This is a genomic window from Pseudomonas sp. IT-93MI4 (assembly GCF_949767635.1).
Classification (GTDB): domain Bacteria; phylum Pseudomonadota; class Gammaproteobacteria; order Pseudomonadales; family Pseudomonadaceae; genus Aquipseudomonas; species Aquipseudomonas putida_A.
In genome coordinates this window covers 472,136-491,068 of record NZ_CATKPP010000033.1, presented here as the reverse complement: position 1 = coordinate 491,068, position 18,933 = coordinate 472,136, and the positions used below count along the sequence as shown (strand labels likewise).

Genomic DNA, 18,933 nt, shown 5'->3' with positions numbered 1-18,933 from the left:
GTCATGCTCCTTGCCGTTGAACGCCAAGGATGAAGTCTGCCCCTCAGGGGAGAGTCAAGGCTTGCAGCAAGGCTTTGGCATAACCGGGCAGCGCGCTGAAGTCCCGGGCGCAGAGCATCAGGGTGCGGCGGGCCCATGGCTCGTTGAGGGTGATGCTGTTGAATGAGCGCGGCGTCGCGCGTTCAATGGCCGCCAGCGGCACGATGGCGAGGCCGGCGCCTCGGGCGACCATGCGCAGCACCCCTTCGAAACCGTCGGCGCGGATCCGCACCTGCATGCGCGAGCCGCTGTGCAGCGCCTGTTCTTCGAGGTAGATCGCCAGCGCGCTGTCGGTGCTCAGACCGACGAAATCGTAGTGCAAAGCGGCGCTGAAACTGACCTCGGCGGCGTCGGCCAGTGGATGTCCGTGCGGCGCGATCAGTCGCAACGGGTCGTCGCGAAACGGCTGGGTCTGCAGATCGGTGGTGTCCACCGCATCGGAGACGATGCCAATATCGGCTGCGCCCTGGCGCAAGGCGTGGATGATGCGGGCACTGGGCAGTTCCTGCAGATCGATGTCGAGGTTGGGATGCTCGCGCAAAAAGTCCGCGAGCACTTCCGGCAGGTATTCGGTGATCGCCGTGGTGTTGCACAACAGTCGCACCTGTCCTTTGACGCCCTGCGCGTAGTCGGCCAGATCCTGCTGCATGCGTTCGGCCTGTTGCAGGAGGATGCGCGCGTGGTGGGCCAGTGCCTTGCCAGCGGGCGTCGGGCTCACGCCACGGCGGCCGCGCTGCAGGAACTCGGTGCCCAGCGAGGCTTCCATCGCGCGAATGCGCGCACTGGCGGCGGCGAGCGAAAGATGACTGCGGGCGGCACCGGCAGTGATGTTGCCGGCGTCGAGGATGTGCAAGTAGAGGCGCAGGTCGGTGAGGTCGAAGTGCATGGGGCAGCCTGTGGTTTTTGTGGTGTCTGGTCGGGCCTCTTCGCGAGCAAGCCCGCTCCCACAGTGGATCAGTGGTGAATCCAAAACTGTGGGAGCGGGCTTGCTCGCGAAGGGGCCATCAGCCGCAAAGCAATTAACAGCCTCTTGCATTGACGGAGGCAGCCTCAGTATATGGCAGATTTTCAGCGCACCCGCCAAAGCGCACAGTAGCGCCATGAACGCACTCGCAGATTTCTACCAGAACCTTGGCCTGGCCCTGTCCCTGCTGGTCGTCGCCACCTTCATCATGGCCGGACTGGTCAAAGGCGTAATCGGCCTCGGTCTGCCCACCGTCGCCATGGGCCTGCTCGGTCTGGCTATGGCGCCATCACAGGCAGCCGCGTTGCTGATCATTCCGGCGACGCTGACCAATGTCTGGCAATTGGCGTTCGGCGGGCATCTGAAAGGGCTGCTCAAACGCCTGTGGCCGCTGTTGCTGATGATCTTCCTCGGCACCGCCGTCGGCACGTTGTCGATCGGCATGGCAGGCGGGCATTGGGTGGTGCGTGGGCTGGGCGCGGCGTTGCTGCTGTATGCATTGAGCGGGTTGTTGCTGCCAACGCTGCAGGTCAAGCCTCGGCATGAACCGTGGCTGGGTCCGCTGTGCGGGCTGATCACCGGGGTTATCACTTCGGCCACCGGTGTGTTCGTGATTCCGGCGGTGCCGTACCTGCAGGCGCTGGGTTTGAGTCGCGATGAGCTGGTGCAGGCGCTGGGCCTGTCGTTCACCGTTTCGACCCTGGCGCTGGCCGGCGGCCTGTTCTGGCGCGGCGCACTGGGCAGTGGCGAATTGAGTGCGTCGCTGCTGGTGCTGATCCCGGCGATGCTGGGCATGGGGTTCGGCCAATGGCTGCGTCAGCGCATCAGTGCCGTGCTGTTCAAGCGGGTGTTCTTTATCGGACTGGGCGCGCTCGGCGCCCATTTGCTGATCAGCGGCTAGCCGACGAGGCGCTGAGCATGTCGATCCGACGGATATCGAAATCACGCTCCAGATACGTCATGCGGTTGTCGAAAAACTCGCGCATGTGCGGCAGGTTCGAGTGCACGTCGAGGTGCGCCTGGCTTTCCCAGATCTCGTAAAAGATGAACAGCGTCGGGTCTTCCTTGTCGCGCAGCATGTGGTACTCGATGCAGCCGGGCTCGGCGCGGCTCGGCTCGACATAGGCGCGAAACAGCGCTTCGAAGGCCTCGGCTTTTTCCGGGCGGGTCTTGGCATGCAGGATGAAACCGTGGCGTTCACTCATCAAAACAACTCCTCAAATGCAGATGGCCGGGAATGCTATTGCAACAATCGGCATTCGATTCGTGCTTTTTGATCAAATGTATTTTGCGCCGACGCGGCTTATTCCGCGCGAGATGGATGGTTAACCTGCCGCCATTCGTTTTCCCATCTTTCTCCAGCCCAATGGCTGCGCGAGGCGTTCCGATGAAAAAAGTGTTGTTGATCAATGGTGGCAAGAAATTCGCCCACTCCGACGGTCGTTACAACGCCACCCTGCACGAAACCGCGCTGAGCGTGCTGGATCGCGGTGGTCTGGATGTCAAAACCACGTTCATCGACGAGGGCTACGACGTCGCCGAAGAAGTGGCCAAATTCCTCTGGGCCGACGTGATCATTTATCAGATGCCGGGCTGGTGGATGGGTGCGCCGTGGACCGTGAAAAAGTACATCGACGAAGTCTTCACCGAAGGCCACGGCAGCCTCTATGCCAGCGATGGTCGGACCCGTTCCGATGCGTCGCAGAAGTACGGCAGCGGCGGCCTGATTCAGGGCAAGCAATACATGCTGTCGCTGACCTGGAACGCACCGCAGCAGGCGTTCGATGACCCGAGCGATTTCTTTGAAGCCAAAGGTGTGGATGCGGTGTATTTCCCGTTCCACAAGGCCAACGAGTTCTTGGGCATGAGCGGGTTGCCGACGTTCCTCTGTGTGGACGTGATGAAGCGCCCGAACATCGAGAATGATGTGGCGCGGTATGAGCAGCATCTCAAGCAGGTATTTGGCCTCAAGGCTTGAGGTGATTTCATGTGGTTACGGTTGTAACTGTGGTGAGGGTTTTAAATGTGGTGAGGGGATTCATCCCCGATGGGTCGCGCAGCGGCCCCCCGATCTTGATCTCGAAAAGCGGGGTCTGCTGCGCAGTCCATCGGGGATAAATCCCCTCGCCACAGGGGTGTTCTCTCTCCACAATGGATTTTGTGCTGACGATCAATAAGGGACACCCGTGAAAGCCAGATCCGATGAATTGCAGATTTTCGTCTGCGTGATCGAGTGCGGTTCGATTTCCGCCGCCGCCGAGCAGGTCGGCCAGACCCCCTCGGCGGTCAGCCGCACACTGTCGCGGCTGGAAGCCAAGCTCGACACCACGCTGATCAACCGCACCACGCGGCGCATGGACCTGACCGAGGAGGGCAAGTATTTCTTCGAGCAGGCCAAGCTGATTCTCGATCAGATGGACGCCCTCGAAGAGCGACTGTCCTCACGCCAGCAAACCCCGTCCGGGCGCCTGCGAATCAACGCCGCGTCGCCCTTCATGCTGCACGCCATCGTGCCGTATATCGACGAATTCCGTGGTCTGTACCCGGACATCCAGCTCGAACTCAACAGCAATGACCTGATCATTGACCTGCTGGAACAAAGCACCGACGTCGCCATCCGTATCGGCACTCTTGCCGACTCGACGTTGCATGCGCGCTCATTGGGTTGCAGCCCGCTGCTGATCGTCGCCAGCCCGGCGTATCTGGAAAAGCACGGCGCGCCGCAGCAGGTCGCCGACTTGAGCGAACACACCCTGCTCGGCTTCACCCACAACGAAGGCCTCAATCAGTGGCCGCTGCGTTACGTGCACGGTGACCGTTGGCCGATCACCCCGGCGATCAGCGCTTCCAGCGGCGAGACCGTGCGCCATCTGGCGCTGGAAGGGCAGGGCATTGCCTGCCTCTCGCACTTCATGACCATCGACGACATTCGCGCCGGGCGCCTCAAGGTGCTGCTGGCGGAATTCAACAGCGGTTATCGCCAGCCGATCAACGCGGTGTACTACCGTAACTCGCAACTGGCGCTGCGCATTCAGTGCTTCCTCGACTTCATCCAGAGCAAACTTGCGGCCTACGCCAGCGCCGATTTCAAGGGTTGATTCGTGATCCCTGCGCAACAGTGATTTGGGCGAGGGCGGGTTTTTCCATCGGAGTGACCGGTCGATACTCGCTGCATCACTTATTCACGCAGGGAGTTTCTCCATGAACGTATTCATCACCGGCGCTGCCGGTTTTATCGGCGGCTCGATCGCCACCGGTCTGGTTCAGGCCGGGCACCGTGTCACGGGCCTGGTGCGCAGCGCCGAACAGGCCGATGAGCTGAAAGCTTTGGGCATCACCCCGGTGATCGGCACCCTCGAAGACAGCACATTGCTGGCTGAACAGGCCCGCGCCGCCGATGCGGTGATCAACGCCGCCAGCAGCGACCATCGCGGTGCTGTCGAAGCGTTGCTCGGTGCCCTGCGCGGTTCGAACAAAGTGTTCCTGCACACCAGCGGTTCGAGCATCGTCGGCGATGCCTCGGGCGGCAAGTCCAGCGATGTCATCTACTACGAAGACAACCTGCCGGAGCCCACCGTCGACAAGGCTGCCCGTGTGGCGATCGACAACCTGATCCTCGCCGCCGCGAAGGACGGGGTGAACTCGGCGGTGATCTGCAACACCCTAATCTATGGCCACAGCCTGGGCGTCAATCGCGACAGCGTGCAGTTGCCGCGCCTGCTCAAACAAGCGCGCAAAAGTGGTGTGGTGCGCCATGTCGGCACTGGCCAGAACATCTGGTCCAACGTGCACATCGAAGACGTCGTCGCCCTGTACCTGCTGGCGCTGACCAAAAACGTCCCGGGCACCTTCTACTTCGTCGAAAGCGGCGAAGCGTCGTTCATCGACATGACCACTGCCATGGCCGAAGCGCTGAATCTCGGCGAGCCACAAGACTGGCCGCTGCAAGACGCCGAAGCCGAGTGGGGTTACGAAATGGCCAACTACGGCCTTGGCTCGAACAGCCGCGTACGCGGCAAACACGCTCGTGAACTGCTGGGCTGGGCGCCAAAGCGTTCGTCGGTGGTGGAGTGGATTCGTAACGAAATGGTGTGAGTTAACGCTGCACCGCGTGAAGCCATTCGCGAGCAAGCCCGCTCCCACAGGTTAACCGCATTCTGGCTGACGGAATGCGATCAACCGGTGGGAGCGGGCTTGCTCGCGAAAGCGGTGGAACAAAAACAGAAAAGTTGAATGGCACGCCGTCATCGTCCGTTTTTTTGTCCCGGTAAACCCCCGCAAATACGCCGCATGCCAGTGGAATTTAATTTTTAGCGGGGACTTCGCAGGGTGCTCGGGAAATTACCGGCTAGGCTGCTACCGCGATGAAACGAGGACGGCTGCGATGGATGTCGCCCTCCACGTGTTGCAGGCATGAGGCCCGTGCAGCACGGCACCGCCCATGGAGTTTTCTGGCAAAAGGAATTTGCGATGGCGAGACACATTGATGCCTTCTCGTAAGGGCGTATTCCCCCGGCGGACCTACATGAATCCGCGATCTCTCGATGAGTAATGGTCGGCCATGACGGCCGGCATCTGTCATTGACTCTGGTTATTGCATTGCACGCTACGCGCGTGGGCGAAGCCGTCACCTCAATTGGCGAAAACAAGGAATAGTTATGATCATTTTGGGTATTACAAACAATGATTTGGCGGGTGCTTGCCTGGTACGTGATGGTCAGATTCTTTCAGCGGTCAGTGAAGAGCGCTTCACCCGCATCAAGGACCATAAAATCTGGCCGGCCAAGTCCATCGAGTTTGTGTTGAGCCAGGCCGGCGTGTCGCTGGAAGACGTCGATCATGTCGCCTATGGATGGAATGCCGGTTTCAGTGCCGACAAACATCTGGCGTTGTACTTCGATCGCATCGTCGAGGAAGTCAGGAGCAACCCCCAGGGCCTTGCGCAGTTCCGTCAGCGTGTGACCGATGAAATCAACAACGACAAGGCAAAGCGCGGCGAATTCGACCGGTTCATCGTCGACAACGGTCTGCAAGGCAAGGCGTACTACATTGATCACCACGAGTGCCATGCGCTCGGTGCCTATGTCTGCTCGCCATTCGAGGACGCGTTGACCCTGACCTGCGACGGACGCGGCGACTTTCAGTCGCTGACCGTCACCTGGTACAGCCCGTCAGAAACCACGGTGCTGCAACGCGAAACCAGTGTCGACAGCCTCGGTTATTTCTACGGCCGGATCACCCACCTGCTCGGTTACAAACCCAACCGCCACGAAGGCAAGGTCACCGGTCTGGCCGCATTCGGCGATCCGCAGAAACTGCTGGGCGTGATGCAGCAGATGATCCGTTTCGAAGACGGCCGCATCAAGGCGCGCTGCGGCGATATGTTCCTGCCGTCCTACAACACCTACAGCGAGCCGCTGGAAACCCTGTTTGCCCGGGAAACCCCCGAGGACATCGCCGCCGCTGTACAGCGTCACAGCGAAGACCTGCTGGTGGCCACCGTCAGCCATCATCTGGCCCTGCGCGGCAGTGCCAACCTGTGCCTGGCCGGCGGCGTGTTTGGCAACGTCAAACTCAACCAGCGTCTGCGTGAGATCCCGGGCGTCAAAGACGTCTACGTGCTGCCGTGCATGGGCGATGGCGGCCTGGCACTGGCTGCTGCGGTCGGTACCGCGTACCTGGAAAACAGCACCCGCTTCAAGAATCCGTCGATGATGCTTGGCCCGGAATCGCGCAGCGTTTCGCAGAACATCAACCTGATCAATCGCGACTACCCTGAACTCGGTTATCACACGCCGTCGAACATCATCGAGGTGTTGACCGAGGCCCTGACGGAAAATCAGGTGCTGGGCATGTTCAAGGGCAAGATGGAGTTCGGCCCGCGTTCGCTGTGCAACCGCAGCATCGTCTATCACGCGCAGGATGCCGAGGTGAACGACTGGCTCAACAAGCGCATGCACCGCACCGAGTTCATGCCGTTCGGCCCGGTCACCGCCATTGAGCAAGCACCGGCCTGCTACGTCGGTTGGGACGAGGAGCAAGTGGCCGCCGATACCATGACCATGACCTACGACTGCCATCCGCAATTTCGCGAGGCGAGTCCGGCCGTGGTGCACATCGACGGCACCGCGCGCCCGCAGATCATTCGCCCGCAGAGCGACCCGTTCATGCATCGCCTGCTGACGGCCTGGCACCAGAAAACCGGTCAGGCAGCCTTGATCAACACCTCGTTCAACCGCCATGAAGAGCCGATCGTGTGCTCTTCCCAGGACGCACTGGATGCGCTGAAAGAAGGCATGGTCGATCTGGTGGTCATGAGTGAATCGCTGATCGTCTGGCGCAAGGGCAAAAACAGCTTCACCCAGCAACGCTTCGAATAATGGATGGTATTCAGGGCTCCTGGGGAGCCCTGCTTCTGGAGTGTCAGGCGTATGGTTGACGAATGTATTTAATCTTTTTCGGGTTCTTTGCGGCGGAAGGGATCATCTATCCGTTCTGGCCGACCTGGCTGGATTCACTGGGTTTCAGTGCCAGTGAAATCGGTTTGCTGATCGCCGCAGCGTATTGGCCGCAGGTGGTGACCGGGGTGCTGATCACCTATGTGGCCGACTGGCGCGTGGATCAGTTGCGGCTCGCCGCTGTTCTGAGCGTTACCGCCGCGTTATGTACGTTGCTGTTCTACTTCATCCCGGCGCACTTATGGATGTTCGTGTGCCTGAGTGTGCTGTTTGGAGGGGTATGGATGGTGGTGTTGCCGCTGTCCGAGTCCTATCTGCTCAAGCGCGACAAACTGGCCCTGCAGAATTACGGTTGGGTGCGGGCGGTAGGCTCATCGGCCTTTATCCTGACCTCGACCCTCGGTGGTTTTCTGTTTGCGCAGTACAGCCAGTCGTGGGTGCCGCTGGTGATCGCAGCGAGCATGTTACTCACCGCCGTGGCGTGTTTGCACCTGAAGCGCCAGGTGGCGCGGGCGCATCTGGAGCCGCCCGGCCCGGCGCGCAAACGGCCTGACTGGCGGGCGCTATTGGCACACAAGAGTTTGCTGATCGCGATTGCCGCCGCCAGCTTCATTCAGTTGAGCCACACCCTGTACTTTTCCACGGCTTCGATCGGTTGGGGAGTGAAGGGCTTCTCTTCCTCAGCGATTGGCATGTTCTGGGCGGTGGCGGTGATTGCGGAAATCACCTGGTTCGCGCTCTCCAACAAGGTCCTGGCGTTTTGCGCGCCGTTGTCCCTGGTGATGTTTTCCAGTGTCTGTGCGGCACTGCGCTGGGCGCTGTTTTCCAACAGCGACGCGGTGTCGCTGATCCTGCTGGGGCAGTGTCTGCACGCGCTGAGCTTTGCCGCCTACCACGCGGCGATCATGCGCTTTATTCGCGACCAGGCACCGCAGGATATTCAGGTCTTTACTCAAGGGGTTTATTACTCCCTGGCGGTGGCGTTGCCCATGGGCCTGGCCACACCTTTCGCCGGCTACCTGTACCAGACCCGGCCGCAGTGGTCCTACTACGTGATGGCGCTGTTCGCGTTGGTCGGAACGGTGCTGGCGTTCATTGCTCATCAGAAAATGCGAAGTTCAACTCATGGCTCAACAAACGTTTACAGCCGTCTGCTTTGATATGGACGGCGTGCTCATTCAGTCGCGCGAGGTGATTGAACACGCCTGGACCACCGTGGCGCGCGAGTACGGGCTCAGCGTCGATCAGGCGTTCATTGACGAGCACATCCACGGCCGCCCCGGTGGTTACACCCTCAAGACCTTGTTTGCCGAGTTCGACGAAGCGCAGCAGGTGGCGATCAAGCGTGAAGTCGACGCCATCGAGCAGGTGACGAACTGTGCGCTGGTGCCGGGCGTCGCGGCGTTGATCGCCCGACTCCGCGAGCACGCCGTGCCCCTGGCGCTGGTCACCAGCAGTTGGCGGGCGCGGGTCGACCACGTTCTGCAGCAACACGACCTGACGTCGGCGTTCGACAGCATCATCTGCCGCGACGACGTACGCAGCGGCAAACCGGCCCCCGATCCCTATCGCCTGGCGGCGGCACAACTGGGTCGGCAAAGTGATGAATGCCTGGTGTTCGAAGACTCTGTCAGCGGCGTGCAGTCGGCGGTCAGCAGCGGCGCACTGTGCATCGGCATTGGCGACGACCCGACGCTGACCGCGCATGGTGCTGCAGGCGTGTATGCCGATTTCACTCGGCTTGCGCTTAGGCTCGACGGCAGGGGCGCGCACGGTTATGCCGATGGAGCGCTGTTCATCAACGCGCGCCCGACCCAGAGGTTTGCCCGGTCATGACATTGACGTTGCAGCACGCCAGCGTGCTCTGGAAATTCCTCGGTGCGGGGCGCCAACACAGCCCTTGTGAACTGATCGTGGTCTGCGGCTCCTACGACTTGCGGGTCTGCGATTACGCCTGCCAACTGTTGAAAGACGGCGTGGCACCCCACCTGTTGTTCACCGGCAATACCGGCAACTGGACCCGGCATTTGTGGGAACGCTCCGAAGCCGATATTTTTGCCCAACGCGCCTTGGCGCAAGGGGTGACGGCGCAGCAGTTCACCCTGGAAACCCGCGCGACCAACTTTGCCGAAAACATCGCGTTTGCCCGAGCGATGTTTCCCGACGTGCGTCGTGCGACGTTTCTGACCAAACCCAATTCGATCCGGCGCGTGGCGTTGACCCTGCCCGTGCAGTGGCCCGGACTGGAAGCCTTTGTGGATGCGCCGTCGTTCGATTTTCCTGATGACGTCAGCAACCTGATCGGGGTGCTGGGCCTGATCGACGAAATGGTCGGCGATGTGCACCGCATCATGGTTTACCCTGCGTTGGGTTTTCAGGTCGAACAGGCGATCCCCGAAGAGGTTCAGGTAGCCTGGCGGTATCTGGTGGAGCAAGGCTTCGATCACCATTTGATCAAGGGCAGGAGTTGACGCTGACTCCCGCCGGGAGACAGACATGCAGTACGACACGCTGATCCGCAACGCCACCGTCATCGATGGCAGCAACACCCCCGGTTACCGCGCCGATGTGGCGATTCTCAACGGGCGCATCGAACGTATCGGCGACTTGCACGACGCCAGTGCGACCGAAGAAATCGACGCCGCCGGCCGCGTGCTCGCCCCGGGTTTCATCGACGTGCACACCCACGACGACACCGCGGTCATCCGCCAGCCGCAGATGCTGCCCAAGCTCAGCCAGGGCGTGACCACGGTGATCGTCGGCAACTGTGGGATCAGCGCCTCGCCGGTGAGTTTGAAAGGCAATCCGCCGGACCCGATGAACCTGCTTGGTACCGCAGCGGCGTTCGTCTATCCGCGCTTCAGCGATTATCGCGCCGCCGTCGAAGCGGCGAACACCACGCTGAACGTCGCCGCACTGGTCGGCCACACCGCACTGCGCAGCAATCACCTCGACGACCTGTTCCGCACCGCCACGCCTGACGAAATCACCGCCATGCGCGAGCAATTGCGTGAAAGCCTTGAGGCCGGCGCGCTAGGTTTATCCACAGGCCTGGCCTACGCCAGCGCCTTTAACGCCTCCACCGACGAAGTGAAGCAACTGACCGAAGAACTCACGGCGTTCGGCGCGGTGTACACCACCCATCTGCGCAGTGAATTCGAACCGGTGCTGGAGGCGATGGAAGAAGCGTTCAGCATCGGCCGTCATTCGCGGTCACCGGTGATCATCTCCCACCTCAAATGCGCCGGTGTCGGTAATTGGGGGCGCAGTCCGCAGTTGCTCGCGGCGTTGGAGGAAGCAGCGAAAACCCAGCACGTAGGATGCGATTGCTATCCCTACGCGGCGAGCTCTTCGACGCTGGATCTGAAGCAAGTCACCGATGCCCATCGCATCACCATCACCTGGTCGACGCCGCACCCCGAAGTCAGCGGTCGCGACCTGATCGACATCGCCGCCGAATGGAACGTGCCACTGCTCGAAGCCGCCAAGCGCCTGCAACCGGCGGGCGCGGTGTACTACGGCATGGACGAGGCCGATGTACGAAAAATCCTCGCGCATCCACTGTCGATGGTCGGGTCTGACGGACTGCCGGAAGACCCATTCCCGCATCCACGCCTGTGGGGCGCTTTCCCACGAGTGCTCGGCCATTTCAGTCGCGATCTCGGGTTGTTTCCGCTGCACACGGCGGTACACAAGATGACCGGCCTGTCGGCGGTGCGGTTTGGCTTGAAAGAGCGCGGCGAGATTCGCGAGGGGCACTGGGCGGATCTGGTGCTGTTCGATCCGGCGACGGTGCGCGATGTGGCAGATTTCGCTGATCCGCAGCGGGCGGCGCAGGGGATTGATGGGGTGTGGGTCAATGGTGTGTTGAGTTATCGCGACGGGCAGGCGAATGGTCGCCGGGAAGGGCGGTTTCTGGCGCGGGACGGGGATTTGCGCAACAACTTTCGCTGACGTTTCGCGGAGTGCGTCACAGTGGTGGCACATTGCAATTAAAGAAAGCCACCGCCAAGCCGAATTGCTGACATCCAGCCCGTCTACACTTTTGGGCCAAACAAGTCAGGGAGCACCCCATGAGCTTCGGCAAAACCACCCCGATCCTGCGGATCTTCGATGAAGCCAAGGCGTTGGAGTTTTACGTCGACTTCCTCGGTTTCAAGATCGACTGGCAGCATCGTTTCGAAGCGAACTTCCCGCTGTATCTGCAGGTGTCCCGTGGCGAGTGCGTGCTGCACCTGTCCGAGCATCATGGCGATGCGACGCCTGGCTCGGCGTTGCGCATCGAGACCGATGAGCTGGAGGCGTTTCAGCAGCAACTGATGGCCAAGGAATATAAATTCTCGCACCCACAGATTCAGGCGATGCCGTGGGGCAGTCAGGACATGACCATTGCCGATCCGTTTGGTAATCGACTGGTGTTCACCAACGCGATCAGTGTCTGATTCGAGACAGGCAAAAAAGCCCGCTGCCATACCATCAAGGTCTGGCCGCGGGCTTTTTCGTTTATTCGGTCGGCACTAACTTGTCCAGCACCCGGTTGACGGCGATCTCCGCCACCATCACTACTTGCGCGATGCCTTGCAGAGTCTTGCGGTGCGAGCCTTCCAGTAGCCCGGCGAAGTCGTTGAGCATCACGGTGGCCGAGCCGAGGGATTCGCAGGCGTCGGCCAGCAACGGTTCGGTGCCGCTGGCCGGATTGGCCATGTAGAGACGATTGGGCTGGTACGGGGTGGCCATGATCGCGGGCCTCGGTGGGCCGAGGTAGTGGTCGAGGGCGCGCTCGGCGGCTTCGTGGAATTTCCTTGATTCGGGGGATTCATAGGGGGAGGCCGCGTCGGTGGGCGGCGGGTTGGGCGTAACTTTGAACATGATTTTGGGTCCTGAAGTAGGAGCCATCACCGCTTCTCTACTAATAAGAAGAGGTGGCAGCTGTGCGCAGGTTAGTAGACCGGGGACCCAGGGAACCGGCGCGCTCGAAAGCGCCCTGCGCACAGCCACCATAGAGCGCAGACGGAAAATGCCTGACTGTTTGATGTGCAATGCACCCTGGAAGAACCTCGGGCTACTAAACCCGATCACTGGAAATCAGTGACGGACTCAAGTTACCGACGGCCTCCGGGGCGCACAAGCCGGCGGATTCTGGCGTAGCCGTAGGCAGTGGCGCAAGGATTTGTAGGCAGTAGGGCGTAACACTGAGTGTCTTTAAACACGGGGGTTGCAGTGGGTTTATTGGGTTGCTGAAATTGAGGAATTGTCTGTCGGGTTTTTGGTGTGGCCACTGGCGCCTTCGCTGGCAAGCCAGCTCCCACAGGGTTATGTGCGAGCCGCAGATTTTGTGTACGACCCGGTCACTGTGGGAGCTGGCTTGCCAGCGATGAGGCCAGAATAATCACCCGCGATGCATCTGCCGAAACTCCCCCGGCGGCATCCCGCGCCTGCTCTTGAACGTGCGATGAAACGACCGTGGTTCGGTAAACCCCAGATACTGCGCAATGTCCTGAATCGGCAAGGTGCTGTTGAGCAAATAATGCTCGGCCAGCTCCTGACGCAAGTCATCAAGAATCTGCTGATACGACGTCCCCGCCTGATGCAACTGGCGCTGCAACGTGCGCACCGACACCGCGAGCTGCTCGGCCACCTGTTCCTTGCGCGGCAAGCCTTCCTTGAGCAACTGGCGCAGGATGCTTTTGACCCGTTGTTCCAGCGATGCATCCTCCAGCGTCGCCATCAAACCCATCGCGTGTTCTTCCAGCGTACGCAGCAATTGCGCATCGGCCTGGCGCAGCGGTAATTGCAGATACGCCAGCGGCACGATCAGCGCTGAATAGGCCTGCTCGAACAGCACCGGGCAATCGAAAAACGCTTCGTACTGCGCCTGGGTAGCATCTGGCGGGCACGGATGTTCCAGCCACACGGCGGCGGGCGACATCTGTGTGTCGGCAATCCAGCGTGCATATTGCAGCCATGAGCCAAGAACGTTTTCCACCAGATGCCGACGAATCCGCGGACGCTCGTAGCGGCAAGTCCAGATCAGGTGTACATGACCGTCCTGCACTTCGGCGCGGCTGACGCCCATGTCGCCCACCAGTTTTTCGAACGGCATGATCCGGCTCATGGCATCGCCCAGGGTCGCGCAGTTCATGGTGATGTAACCGAGCACGCTCCAGGAATTGGGCAGGACGAAATTGGCCGCGTTGAGACCAAACAGCGGGTCGCCCGAGTGCTCGCAGAAATAATCGAGCAGGCGTTCATGGGTTTCGCCCGGCAGGCGCAGGCTGTTGTCGCTCAGTTGCTGCGCCTGCAAACCGGCTGCCGCCAACGCCGGCTCGATGGCCATGCCCAGCTGCTCGGCATGGCGCACGTATTTGAGCAGCGGCGGAACCGAGGTGAAGCCGAGCGATTGCATGATCCGAATCCCTTGATCAAGGCCTGCGTGAGCGAATGAATGCCTGAAAGGTAATTTGAAACCCCGACTAAAGTAAATGGCTGGCACTTGCGCGACGTTTGACTCAATTGGCTACTCGAACTGGCCGGATGCGACCGTGACACTTTTTGGCCGCTGACTAGTATGGAGGCCTGCCACATCACTGATCAGACTGCATAAGAAGGACACACGCATGCGACGCTGGAACGGCTGGGGAGAAGCAACCACGGTGGTCGAACTGCCGGCCCAGGGCGCGAGCTTTCTCCATGAACGGTTGGGGGCCGGGCACGTGTTGCCCGATGCCACGCTGGACGCGGCATTGGCGCGGGTGCCGCTCTCGCGGCTGGCGGCGCACACCTTGTACAGCGTTGATGCCCATGACCGTCTGCTGCACGCCCGGGGCCAGAGCCTGCCGGACTGGCTGGCGCTGCGCGAAGGTGCGCTGGGCAACTATCCCGATGCGGTGGCGTTCCCGGAAACCGCCGAGCAGATCCGTCAATTGCTGGTCCTGGCCCATGAGCAGGACCTGTGCCTGATTCCCTACGGCGGCGGCACCTCGGTGGCCGGGCACATCAATCCGCCGGATTCGACGCGGCCTGTAGTGACGGTGTCGCTGGCGCGGATGAATCGCCTGATCGACCTCGACGAGCAGAGCCAGTTGGCGACGTTCGGCCCCGGCGCCAGTGGCCCGCAGGTGGAAAGTCAGCTGCGCGCTCGCGGCTACACGCTGGGGCATTTCCCGCAGTCGTGGGAGCTGTCGACGCTGGGCGGATGGGTCGCCAGTCGCTCCAGCGGTCAGCAGTCGTTGCGCTACGGGCGCATCGAGCAATTGTTCGCTGGCGGCACCCTGGAAACTTTCGCCGGGCCCTTGGAAATTCCGACGTTCCCAGCTTCGGCGGCGGGGCCTGATCTGCGCGAAGTGGTGCTCGGTTGCGAGGGCCGTTTCGGGATCATTTCCGAGGTCAAAGTTCGGGTCAGTCCGCTGCCCGCCGATGAGCGTTTTTACGGAGTGTTCCTGCCCAGTTGGAGCAAGGCGCTGCAAGCGATCCGCCAATTGGCCCAGGCGCGAGTGCCGTTGTCGATGCTGCGCCTGTCGAACGCGGTGGAGACCGAAACCCAACTGGCGCTGGCCGGGCATCCGCAGCAGATCGCCTGGCTGGAGAAGTATCTGAACCTGTGCGGTGCCGGTGAAGGCAAGTGCCTGCTGACCTTCGGCGTGACCGGCAACCGTCGGCAAAACGCGCTGTCGTTGAGCCAAGCGCGGCAGCATCTGAAAGCTTTCGGCGGCGTGTTCACCGGCACCTTGCTCGGCAACAAGTGGGCGCAGAACCGCTTCCGTTTCCCCTACCTGCGCGAGAACCTGTGGAACGCCGGTTATGTGGTCGACACCCTGGAAACCGCCACCGACTGGAGCAACGTCGACAATCTGCTCAACCTGATCGAAAACAGCTTGCGCGATGCCTTGGCGGCGCAGGGTGAGCGGGTGCATGTGTTCACCCATCTGTCCCACGTCTACGGCGAAGGTTCGAGCATCTACACCACCTATGTGTTTCGCCCGGCGGCGGATTATCCGGCGACGCTGGCGCGCTGGCAGGCACTCAAGCACGCGGCCAGCCAGACCATCGTCGACAACCACGGCACGATCAGCCACCAGCATGGGGTCGGCAAGGATCATGCGCCGTATCTACCGCGCGAGAAAGGCGCACTGGCGATGGACACCTTGCAGGCGCTGAGCAAACACTTCGATCCGGCCGGGCGCCTCAACCCCGGCACGCTGATGCAGGAGTGACGATCATGCACCCGGACTGGAACGCCGCGTGGCGCCAGCAAACCTTGCCGACATTGACCGACGAAACCTGGGACCTGATCGTGATTGGCGGCGGCATCAGCGGTGCTGGAATTCTGCGCGAAGCGGCGCGGCGTGGCTGGCGTTGTCTGCTGCTGGAGCAACGGGATTTCGCTTGGGGCACCTCTAGCCGATCGTCGAAAATGGTTCACGGCGGTTTGCGTTACATCGCCAAGGGCCAGTGGCGCCTGACCCGCGATTCGGTGCGCGAGCGTCAGCGTCTGCTCGATGAAGCGCCGGGACTGGTGGAACCGATGAGTTTCATGATGCCGCACTATCGCGGCGGCTTTCCCGGGCCGCGTGTGCTCGGTGGCTTGTTGTCGGTTTACGACGCGTTGGCGGGACGCCGCAGCCATCGTTTTCATGATGCGCAGCAACTGCGTTTTCTGGCGCCTGGGGTGAAGGAAAATCACCTGCTCGGCGGCACCTGTTTTGTCGATGCGCTGACCGATGACGCACGGCTGGTGATGCGCGTGTTAAGCGAAGCGCGGGCCGATGGCGCGGTAGTGCTCAACGGGGTGCGCGTCGAACATTTGCTGCGCGAAAACGGTCGGGTGTGTGGGGTGCAGATCGAGGACTGCGAAGCGGGTGGATCGCTGCAATTGCGTTGCGGCGTGTTGGCGGTGGCGACCGGAGCGTGGGCTGAGCGCCTGCGTTTGCCCGAGGCACCACGACAGTTGCGGCCATTGCGCGGCAGCCATCTGCTGTTGCCGGGCTGGCGTTTGCCGGTGGCGCAGGCCTTCACTTTTCTGCATGCGCGCGACCGTCGGCCAGTGTTCGTTTTTCCGTGGGAAGGGGCGACGGTGGTCGGCACCACCGACCTCGATCATCGCGAGAATCTGGACCAGAGCGCGAGCATCAGCGCTGACGAACTCGACTATCTGCTGGCGGCCTGCACGCAACAATTTCCAGGTGCCGAAGTGACGGCGAGCGATGTGCTGTCGACCTGGTCCGGCGTGCGTCCGGTGGTCGGCAGCGCGGCGGGTGAACAGCAAGGCAAGCCGTCGAATGAAACCCGTGAACATGTGCTGTGGCAGGAGCCGGGGTGCGTCACGTTGGCTGGCGGCAAACTGACGACGTTTCGCCCGCAAGCCATCGAAGTGCTCAAGGCCTGTGGCGACATGCTTGGCCGCGATTTCGAAGATGATGGCGCAGCGGTTTTTACCGCTGTAGCACCACGGCCGATCCCCGGACTCAGCCCGCAACAGTGGCGACGTCTGGCCGGCAGGCACGGTCGCGACCTGCCGCGACTGGCGCAGTTGATCGACGAGTTGGGTCACGAGACGGTCGGCAACACCGACACCTTGTGGGCAGAACTGGCCTTCGCCTGTGAGGCGGAAATGGTGCTGCACCTCGATGATCTATTGCTACGTCGTACCCGTCTGGGACTGTTGCTGGCGCGCGGTGGTGAAGAATATTTCGCTGCCATCCGCCAACTCTGCCAGCCAAGACTGGGCTGGGACGATGCACACTGGCAGCAAGAGCTGCAGCGTTACCGGGCGTTGTGGCAACGCCATCACGGTCTGCCGGATGCCACGCCTTGAGGCCCCTAAAAGAGAGCGCCATGGATACCCCCCCGAACAAGCACTACCTGCTGGCGATCGACAACGGCACCCAGAGCGTGCGCGCATTGCTCTTCGATTTGCAGGGCAATCTGCTGGGCAAAGGCAAGGTCGAGTTGCAGGCGTATTACTCGACGCAACCGGGCTGGGCCGAACAGGACCCGGAATATTATTGGGCGAAACTCGGCGAGGCTTGTCAGCAGGTATGGGCGCAAACCGGGATTGATCGCTCGCAGATTGCCGGGGTGTCGCTGACCACTCAGCGCGGCACGGTGATCAACGTCGATGCTCAGGGCAAGCCGCTGCGCCCGGCCATTCTGTGGCTCGATCAGCGCCAGAGCGAAGTCGAGGGCGGGATCAAGGGGCCGTGGGGCTGGCTATTCAAACTGGTCGGCGCGCAGGCCACCGTGGATTATTTTCGCGCTCAGGCCGAGGCCAACTGGATCGCCAGACACCAGCCTGAAGTATGGGCGGCGACCGACAAGTTTTTGCTGCTCTCGGGGTTTCTCACCCATCGTTTGTGTGGGCGCTTTGTCGACTCGGTGGGTTGTTGCGTCGGCTATCTGCCGTTCGACTTCAAACGGTTGAAATGGGCCGCGCCCAGCGACTGGAAATGGCAGGCGCTGGCGGTGCGTCCCGAGCAATTGCCGACCTTGCACAAACCCGGCGAAACCCTCGGCTACATCAGCGTCGAAGCCAGCCACCACACCGGGATTCCCGAGGGGCTGCCGCTGATTGCCGCGGGCGCTGACAAGGCCTGCGAAGTGGTCGGTTCCGGCGTGGTCGATGCGAGTACGGTGTGCCTGTCCTACGGCACCACCGCGACGATCACCAGCACCCGTTCGCGCTATCTGGAAATCGTCCCGTTGATCCCGCCGTACCCCTCGGCGGTGCCGGATCAGTACAACTGCGAGGTGATGATTTATCGCGGTTACTGGATGGTCAGCTGGTTCAAGAACGAGTTCGGCCTGCGTGAAATGCAGCAGGCGCAAGAGCAGGGCATTGAACCTGAGCAACTGTTCGATGCGCTGGTCAACGCGGTGCCGCCGGGATCGATGGGGCTGATGCTGCAACCGTATTGGTCGCCGGGGATTCGTGAGCCGGGTGTCGAAGCCAAAGGCGCGATGATCGGCTTCGGCGACGTGCACACCCGCGCGCATATTTACCGGGCGATTCTGGAAGGGCTGGCGTATGCGTTGCGCCAGGGCCTGGAGAACATCGAGAGGCGTTCGAAGGTGTCGATCAAGCGTCTGCGGGTGGCCGGTGGCGGTTCGCAGAGTGATGCAGCGATGCAGCTCACGGCGAATATTTTTGGTCTGCCGGCGGAGCGTCCGCATGTGTACGAGGCGTCCGGTCTGGGCGCGGCGATTTGCTGTGCGGTGGGGTTGGGCTTGTATGCGGATTTCCCCACGGCAATCGCCGCGATGACCCGCGTCGGGACGGTATTCACCCCGCAGCCCGAGGCACAGCAGGTCTATGAGCGTTTGTACAACGAGGTGTACCTGCGCATGTATCGCCAGCTCAAGCCGCTGTACCAGAGCATCCGCAAAATCACCGGTTACCCCGCTTAAAAGTACGGTGGTGATCTCCTGTGGGAGCGGGCTTGCTCGCGAAGGCGGCCTGCCCGTCACCTCATGTGC

The 18,933-nt window shown here is 61.4% G+C and carries 17 protein-coding genes; 13 read left to right on the top strand and 4 right to left on the bottom strand.

All coding sequences use genetic code 11. The annotated features are described in order from the left end of the window. Window positions 1-43: 43 nt before the first annotated feature. A complete protein-coding gene (locus ACM6I7_RS16800) occupies window positions 44-925 on the bottom strand; it encodes a LysR substrate-binding domain-containing protein (RefSeq protein ID WP_097090441.1) in 882 nt (293 codons plus the stop codon). A 214-nt stretch (window positions 926-1,139) separates the two neighbouring features. Between ACM6I7_RS16800 and ACM6I7_RS16795 the strand changes: the two genes are divergently transcribed. Beyond that, window positions 1,140-1,904 (top strand): sulfite exporter TauE/SafE family protein, encoded by a 765-nt coding sequence (locus ACM6I7_RS16795; protein ID WP_414888904.1) that lies wholly within the window; start codon window positions 1,140-1,142, stop codon window positions 1,902-1,904. On the opposite strand, the gene ACM6I7_RS16790 is transcribed toward ACM6I7_RS16795, so the two are convergent. After that, a complete protein-coding gene (locus ACM6I7_RS16790; protein ID WP_027614144.1) occupies window positions 1,894-2,208 on the bottom strand; it encodes a putative quinol monooxygenase in 315 nt (104 codons plus the stop codon). The genes ACM6I7_RS16795 and ACM6I7_RS16790 overlap by 11 nt on opposite strands. 182 nt (window positions 2,209-2,390) lie before the next feature. Here ACM6I7_RS16790 and ACM6I7_RS16785 point away from each other — a divergent pair, with 182 nt between their 5' ends. The 9 genes from ACM6I7_RS16785 to ACM6I7_RS16745 all read left to right on the top strand — a co-directional run bounded on the left by ACM6I7_RS16785 (window position 2,391) and on the right by ACM6I7_RS16745 (window position 11,903). Then, on the top strand, window positions 2,391-2,981 hold the full coding sequence (locus ACM6I7_RS16785; RefSeq protein ID WP_414888903.1) for an NAD(P)H-dependent oxidoreductase: 591 nt from the start codon (window positions 2,391-2,393) through the stop codon (window positions 2,979-2,981). Window positions 2,982-3,189: 208 nt separating this feature from the next. Further along, window positions 3,190-4,101 carry a LysR family transcriptional regulator gene (locus ACM6I7_RS16780; protein ID WP_027614142.1) on the top strand — a complete coding sequence of 304 codons (912 nt, stop codon included), beginning with the start codon at window positions 3,190-3,192 and terminating at the stop codon, window positions 4,099-4,101. A gap of 103 nt (window positions 4,102-4,204) precedes the next feature. Beyond that, window positions 4,205-5,098: an NAD-dependent epimerase/dehydratase family protein gene (locus tag ACM6I7_RS16775; RefSeq protein ID WP_414888902.1), complete on the top strand. Its 894-nt coding sequence runs from the start codon at window positions 4,205-4,207 to the stop codon at window positions 5,096-5,098. 563 nt (window positions 5,099-5,661) lie between these two features. Beyond that, entirely contained in the window at window positions 5,662-7,383 is a 1,722-nt protein-coding gene (locus tag ACM6I7_RS16770) for a carbamoyltransferase (protein WP_414888901.1), read from the top strand. Window positions 7,384-7,445: 62 nt separating this feature from the next. Further along, on the top strand, window positions 7,446-8,621 hold the full coding sequence (locus ACM6I7_RS16765) for an MFS transporter (protein ID WP_096795297.1): 1,176 nt from the start codon (window positions 7,446-7,448) through the stop codon (window positions 8,619-8,621). Further along, window positions 8,587-9,297, top strand: a complete 711-nt coding sequence (locus tag ACM6I7_RS16760) for an HAD family hydrolase (protein ID WP_414888900.1) — start codon at window positions 8,587-8,589, stop codon at window positions 9,295-9,297. The genes ACM6I7_RS16765 and ACM6I7_RS16760 overlap by 35 nt, the downstream gene beginning before the upstream one ends. Next, entirely contained in the window at window positions 9,294-9,932 is a 639-nt protein-coding gene (locus ACM6I7_RS16755; RefSeq protein WP_115988255.1) for a YdcF family protein, read from the top strand. Before ACM6I7_RS16760 ends, ACM6I7_RS16755 begins: the two co-directional genes overlap by 4 nt. 25 nt (window positions 9,933-9,957) lie before the next feature. Then, the gene (locus ACM6I7_RS16750) at window positions 9,958-11,415 is read left to right on the top strand and encodes an N-acyl-D-amino-acid deacylase family protein (RefSeq protein ID WP_414888899.1); all 1,458 of its coding nucleotides are present in this window, start codon (window positions 9,958-9,960) and stop codon (window positions 11,413-11,415) included. A 119-nt stretch (window positions 11,416-11,534) separates the two neighbouring features. After that, a complete protein-coding gene (locus ACM6I7_RS16745) occupies window positions 11,535-11,903 on the top strand; it encodes a glyoxalase superfamily protein (RefSeq protein WP_095139854.1) in 369 nt (122 codons plus the stop codon). Window positions 11,904-11,964: 61 nt separating this feature from the next. Here ACM6I7_RS16745 and ACM6I7_RS16740 read toward each other — a convergent pair whose 3' ends face one another. Both ACM6I7_RS16740 and ACM6I7_RS16735 read right to left on the bottom strand, forming a co-directional pair. After that, entirely contained in the window at window positions 11,965-12,330 is a 366-nt protein-coding gene (locus ACM6I7_RS16740) for a DUF6124 family protein (RefSeq protein WP_027614134.1), read from the bottom strand. Window positions 12,331-12,850: 520 nt separating this feature from the next. Then, the gene (locus tag ACM6I7_RS16735) at window positions 12,851-13,867 is read right to left on the bottom strand and encodes an AraC family transcriptional regulator (RefSeq protein WP_027614133.1); all 1,017 of its coding nucleotides are present in this window, start codon (window positions 13,865-13,867) and stop codon (window positions 12,851-12,853) included. Between the two features lie 211 nt (window positions 13,868-14,078). On the opposite strand from ACM6I7_RS16735, the gene ACM6I7_RS16730 reads away from it, so the two are divergent. The 3 genes from ACM6I7_RS16730 to ACM6I7_RS16720 are packed head-to-tail and all read left to right on the top strand — an operon-like array spanning window position 14,079 to window position 18,864. Beyond that, entirely contained in the window at window positions 14,079-15,674 is a 1,596-nt protein-coding gene (locus ACM6I7_RS16730) for an FAD-binding oxidoreductase (protein ID WP_414888898.1), read from the top strand. A gap of 5 nt (window positions 15,675-15,679) precedes the next feature. Continuing rightward, entirely contained in the window at window positions 15,680-17,275 is a 1,596-nt protein-coding gene (locus ACM6I7_RS16725) for a glycerol-3-phosphate dehydrogenase/oxidase (protein WP_414888897.1), read from the top strand. 20 nt (window positions 17,276-17,295) lie between these two features. Further along, window positions 17,296-18,864: an FGGY-family carbohydrate kinase gene (locus ACM6I7_RS16720; RefSeq protein WP_414888896.1), complete on the top strand. Its 1,569-nt coding sequence runs from the start codon at window positions 17,296-17,298 to the stop codon at window positions 18,862-18,864. The last annotated feature ends 69 nt before the right edge of the window (window positions 18,865-18,933 follow it).

Bases quoted from the DNA above. Each gene is read 5' to 3' on its own strand.
- ACM6I7_RS16800 (WP_097090441.1), bottom strand. From the start codon at position 925: ATGCACTTCGACCTCACCGACCTGCGCCTCTACTTGCACATCCTCGAC.
- ACM6I7_RS16795 (WP_414888904.1), top strand. From the start codon at position 1,140: ATGAACGCACTCGCAGATTTCTACCAGAACCTTGGCCTGGCCCTGTCC.
- ACM6I7_RS16790 (WP_027614144.1), bottom strand. From the start codon at position 2,208: ATGAGTGAACGCCACGGTTTCATCCTGCATGCCAAGACCCGCCCGGAA.
- ACM6I7_RS16785 (WP_414888903.1), top strand. From the start codon at position 2,391: ATGAAAAAAGTGTTGTTGATCAATGGTGGCAAGAAATTCGCCCACTCC.
- ACM6I7_RS16775 (WP_414888902.1), top strand. From the start codon at position 4,205: ATGAACGTATTCATCACCGGCGCTGCCGGTTTTATCGGCGGCTCGATC.
- ACM6I7_RS16770 (WP_414888901.1), top strand. From the start codon at position 5,662: ATGATCATTTTGGGTATTACAAACAATGATTTGGCGGGTGCTTGCCTG.
- ACM6I7_RS16765 (WP_096795297.1), top strand. From the start codon at position 7,446: ATGTATTTAATCTTTTTCGGGTTCTTTGCGGCGGAAGGGATCATCTAT.
- ACM6I7_RS16760 (WP_414888900.1), top strand. From the start codon at position 8,587: ATGGCTCAACAAACGTTTACAGCCGTCTGCTTTGATATGGACGGCGTG.
- ACM6I7_RS16755 (WP_115988255.1), top strand. From the start codon at position 9,294: ATGACATTGACGTTGCAGCACGCCAGCGTGCTCTGGAAATTCCTCGGT.
- ACM6I7_RS16750 (WP_414888899.1), top strand. From the start codon at position 9,958: ATGCAGTACGACACGCTGATCCGCAACGCCACCGTCATCGATGGCAGC.
- ACM6I7_RS16745 (WP_095139854.1), top strand. From the start codon at position 11,535: ATGAGCTTCGGCAAAACCACCCCGATCCTGCGGATCTTCGATGAAGCC.
- ACM6I7_RS16740 (WP_027614134.1), bottom strand. From the start codon at position 12,330: ATGTTCAAAGTTACGCCCAACCCGCCGCCCACCGACGCGGCCTCCCCC.
- ACM6I7_RS16735 (WP_027614133.1), bottom strand. From the start codon at position 13,867: ATGCAATCGCTCGGCTTCACCTCGGTTCCGCCGCTGCTCAAATACGTG.
- ACM6I7_RS16730 (WP_414888898.1), top strand. From the start codon at position 14,079: ATGCGACGCTGGAACGGCTGGGGAGAAGCAACCACGGTGGTCGAACTG.
- ACM6I7_RS16725 (WP_414888897.1), top strand. From the start codon at position 15,680: ATGCACCCGGACTGGAACGCCGCGTGGCGCCAGCAAACCTTGCCGACA.
- ACM6I7_RS16720 (WP_414888896.1), top strand. From the start codon at position 17,296: ATGGATACCCCCCCGAACAAGCACTACCTGCTGGCGATCGACAACGGC.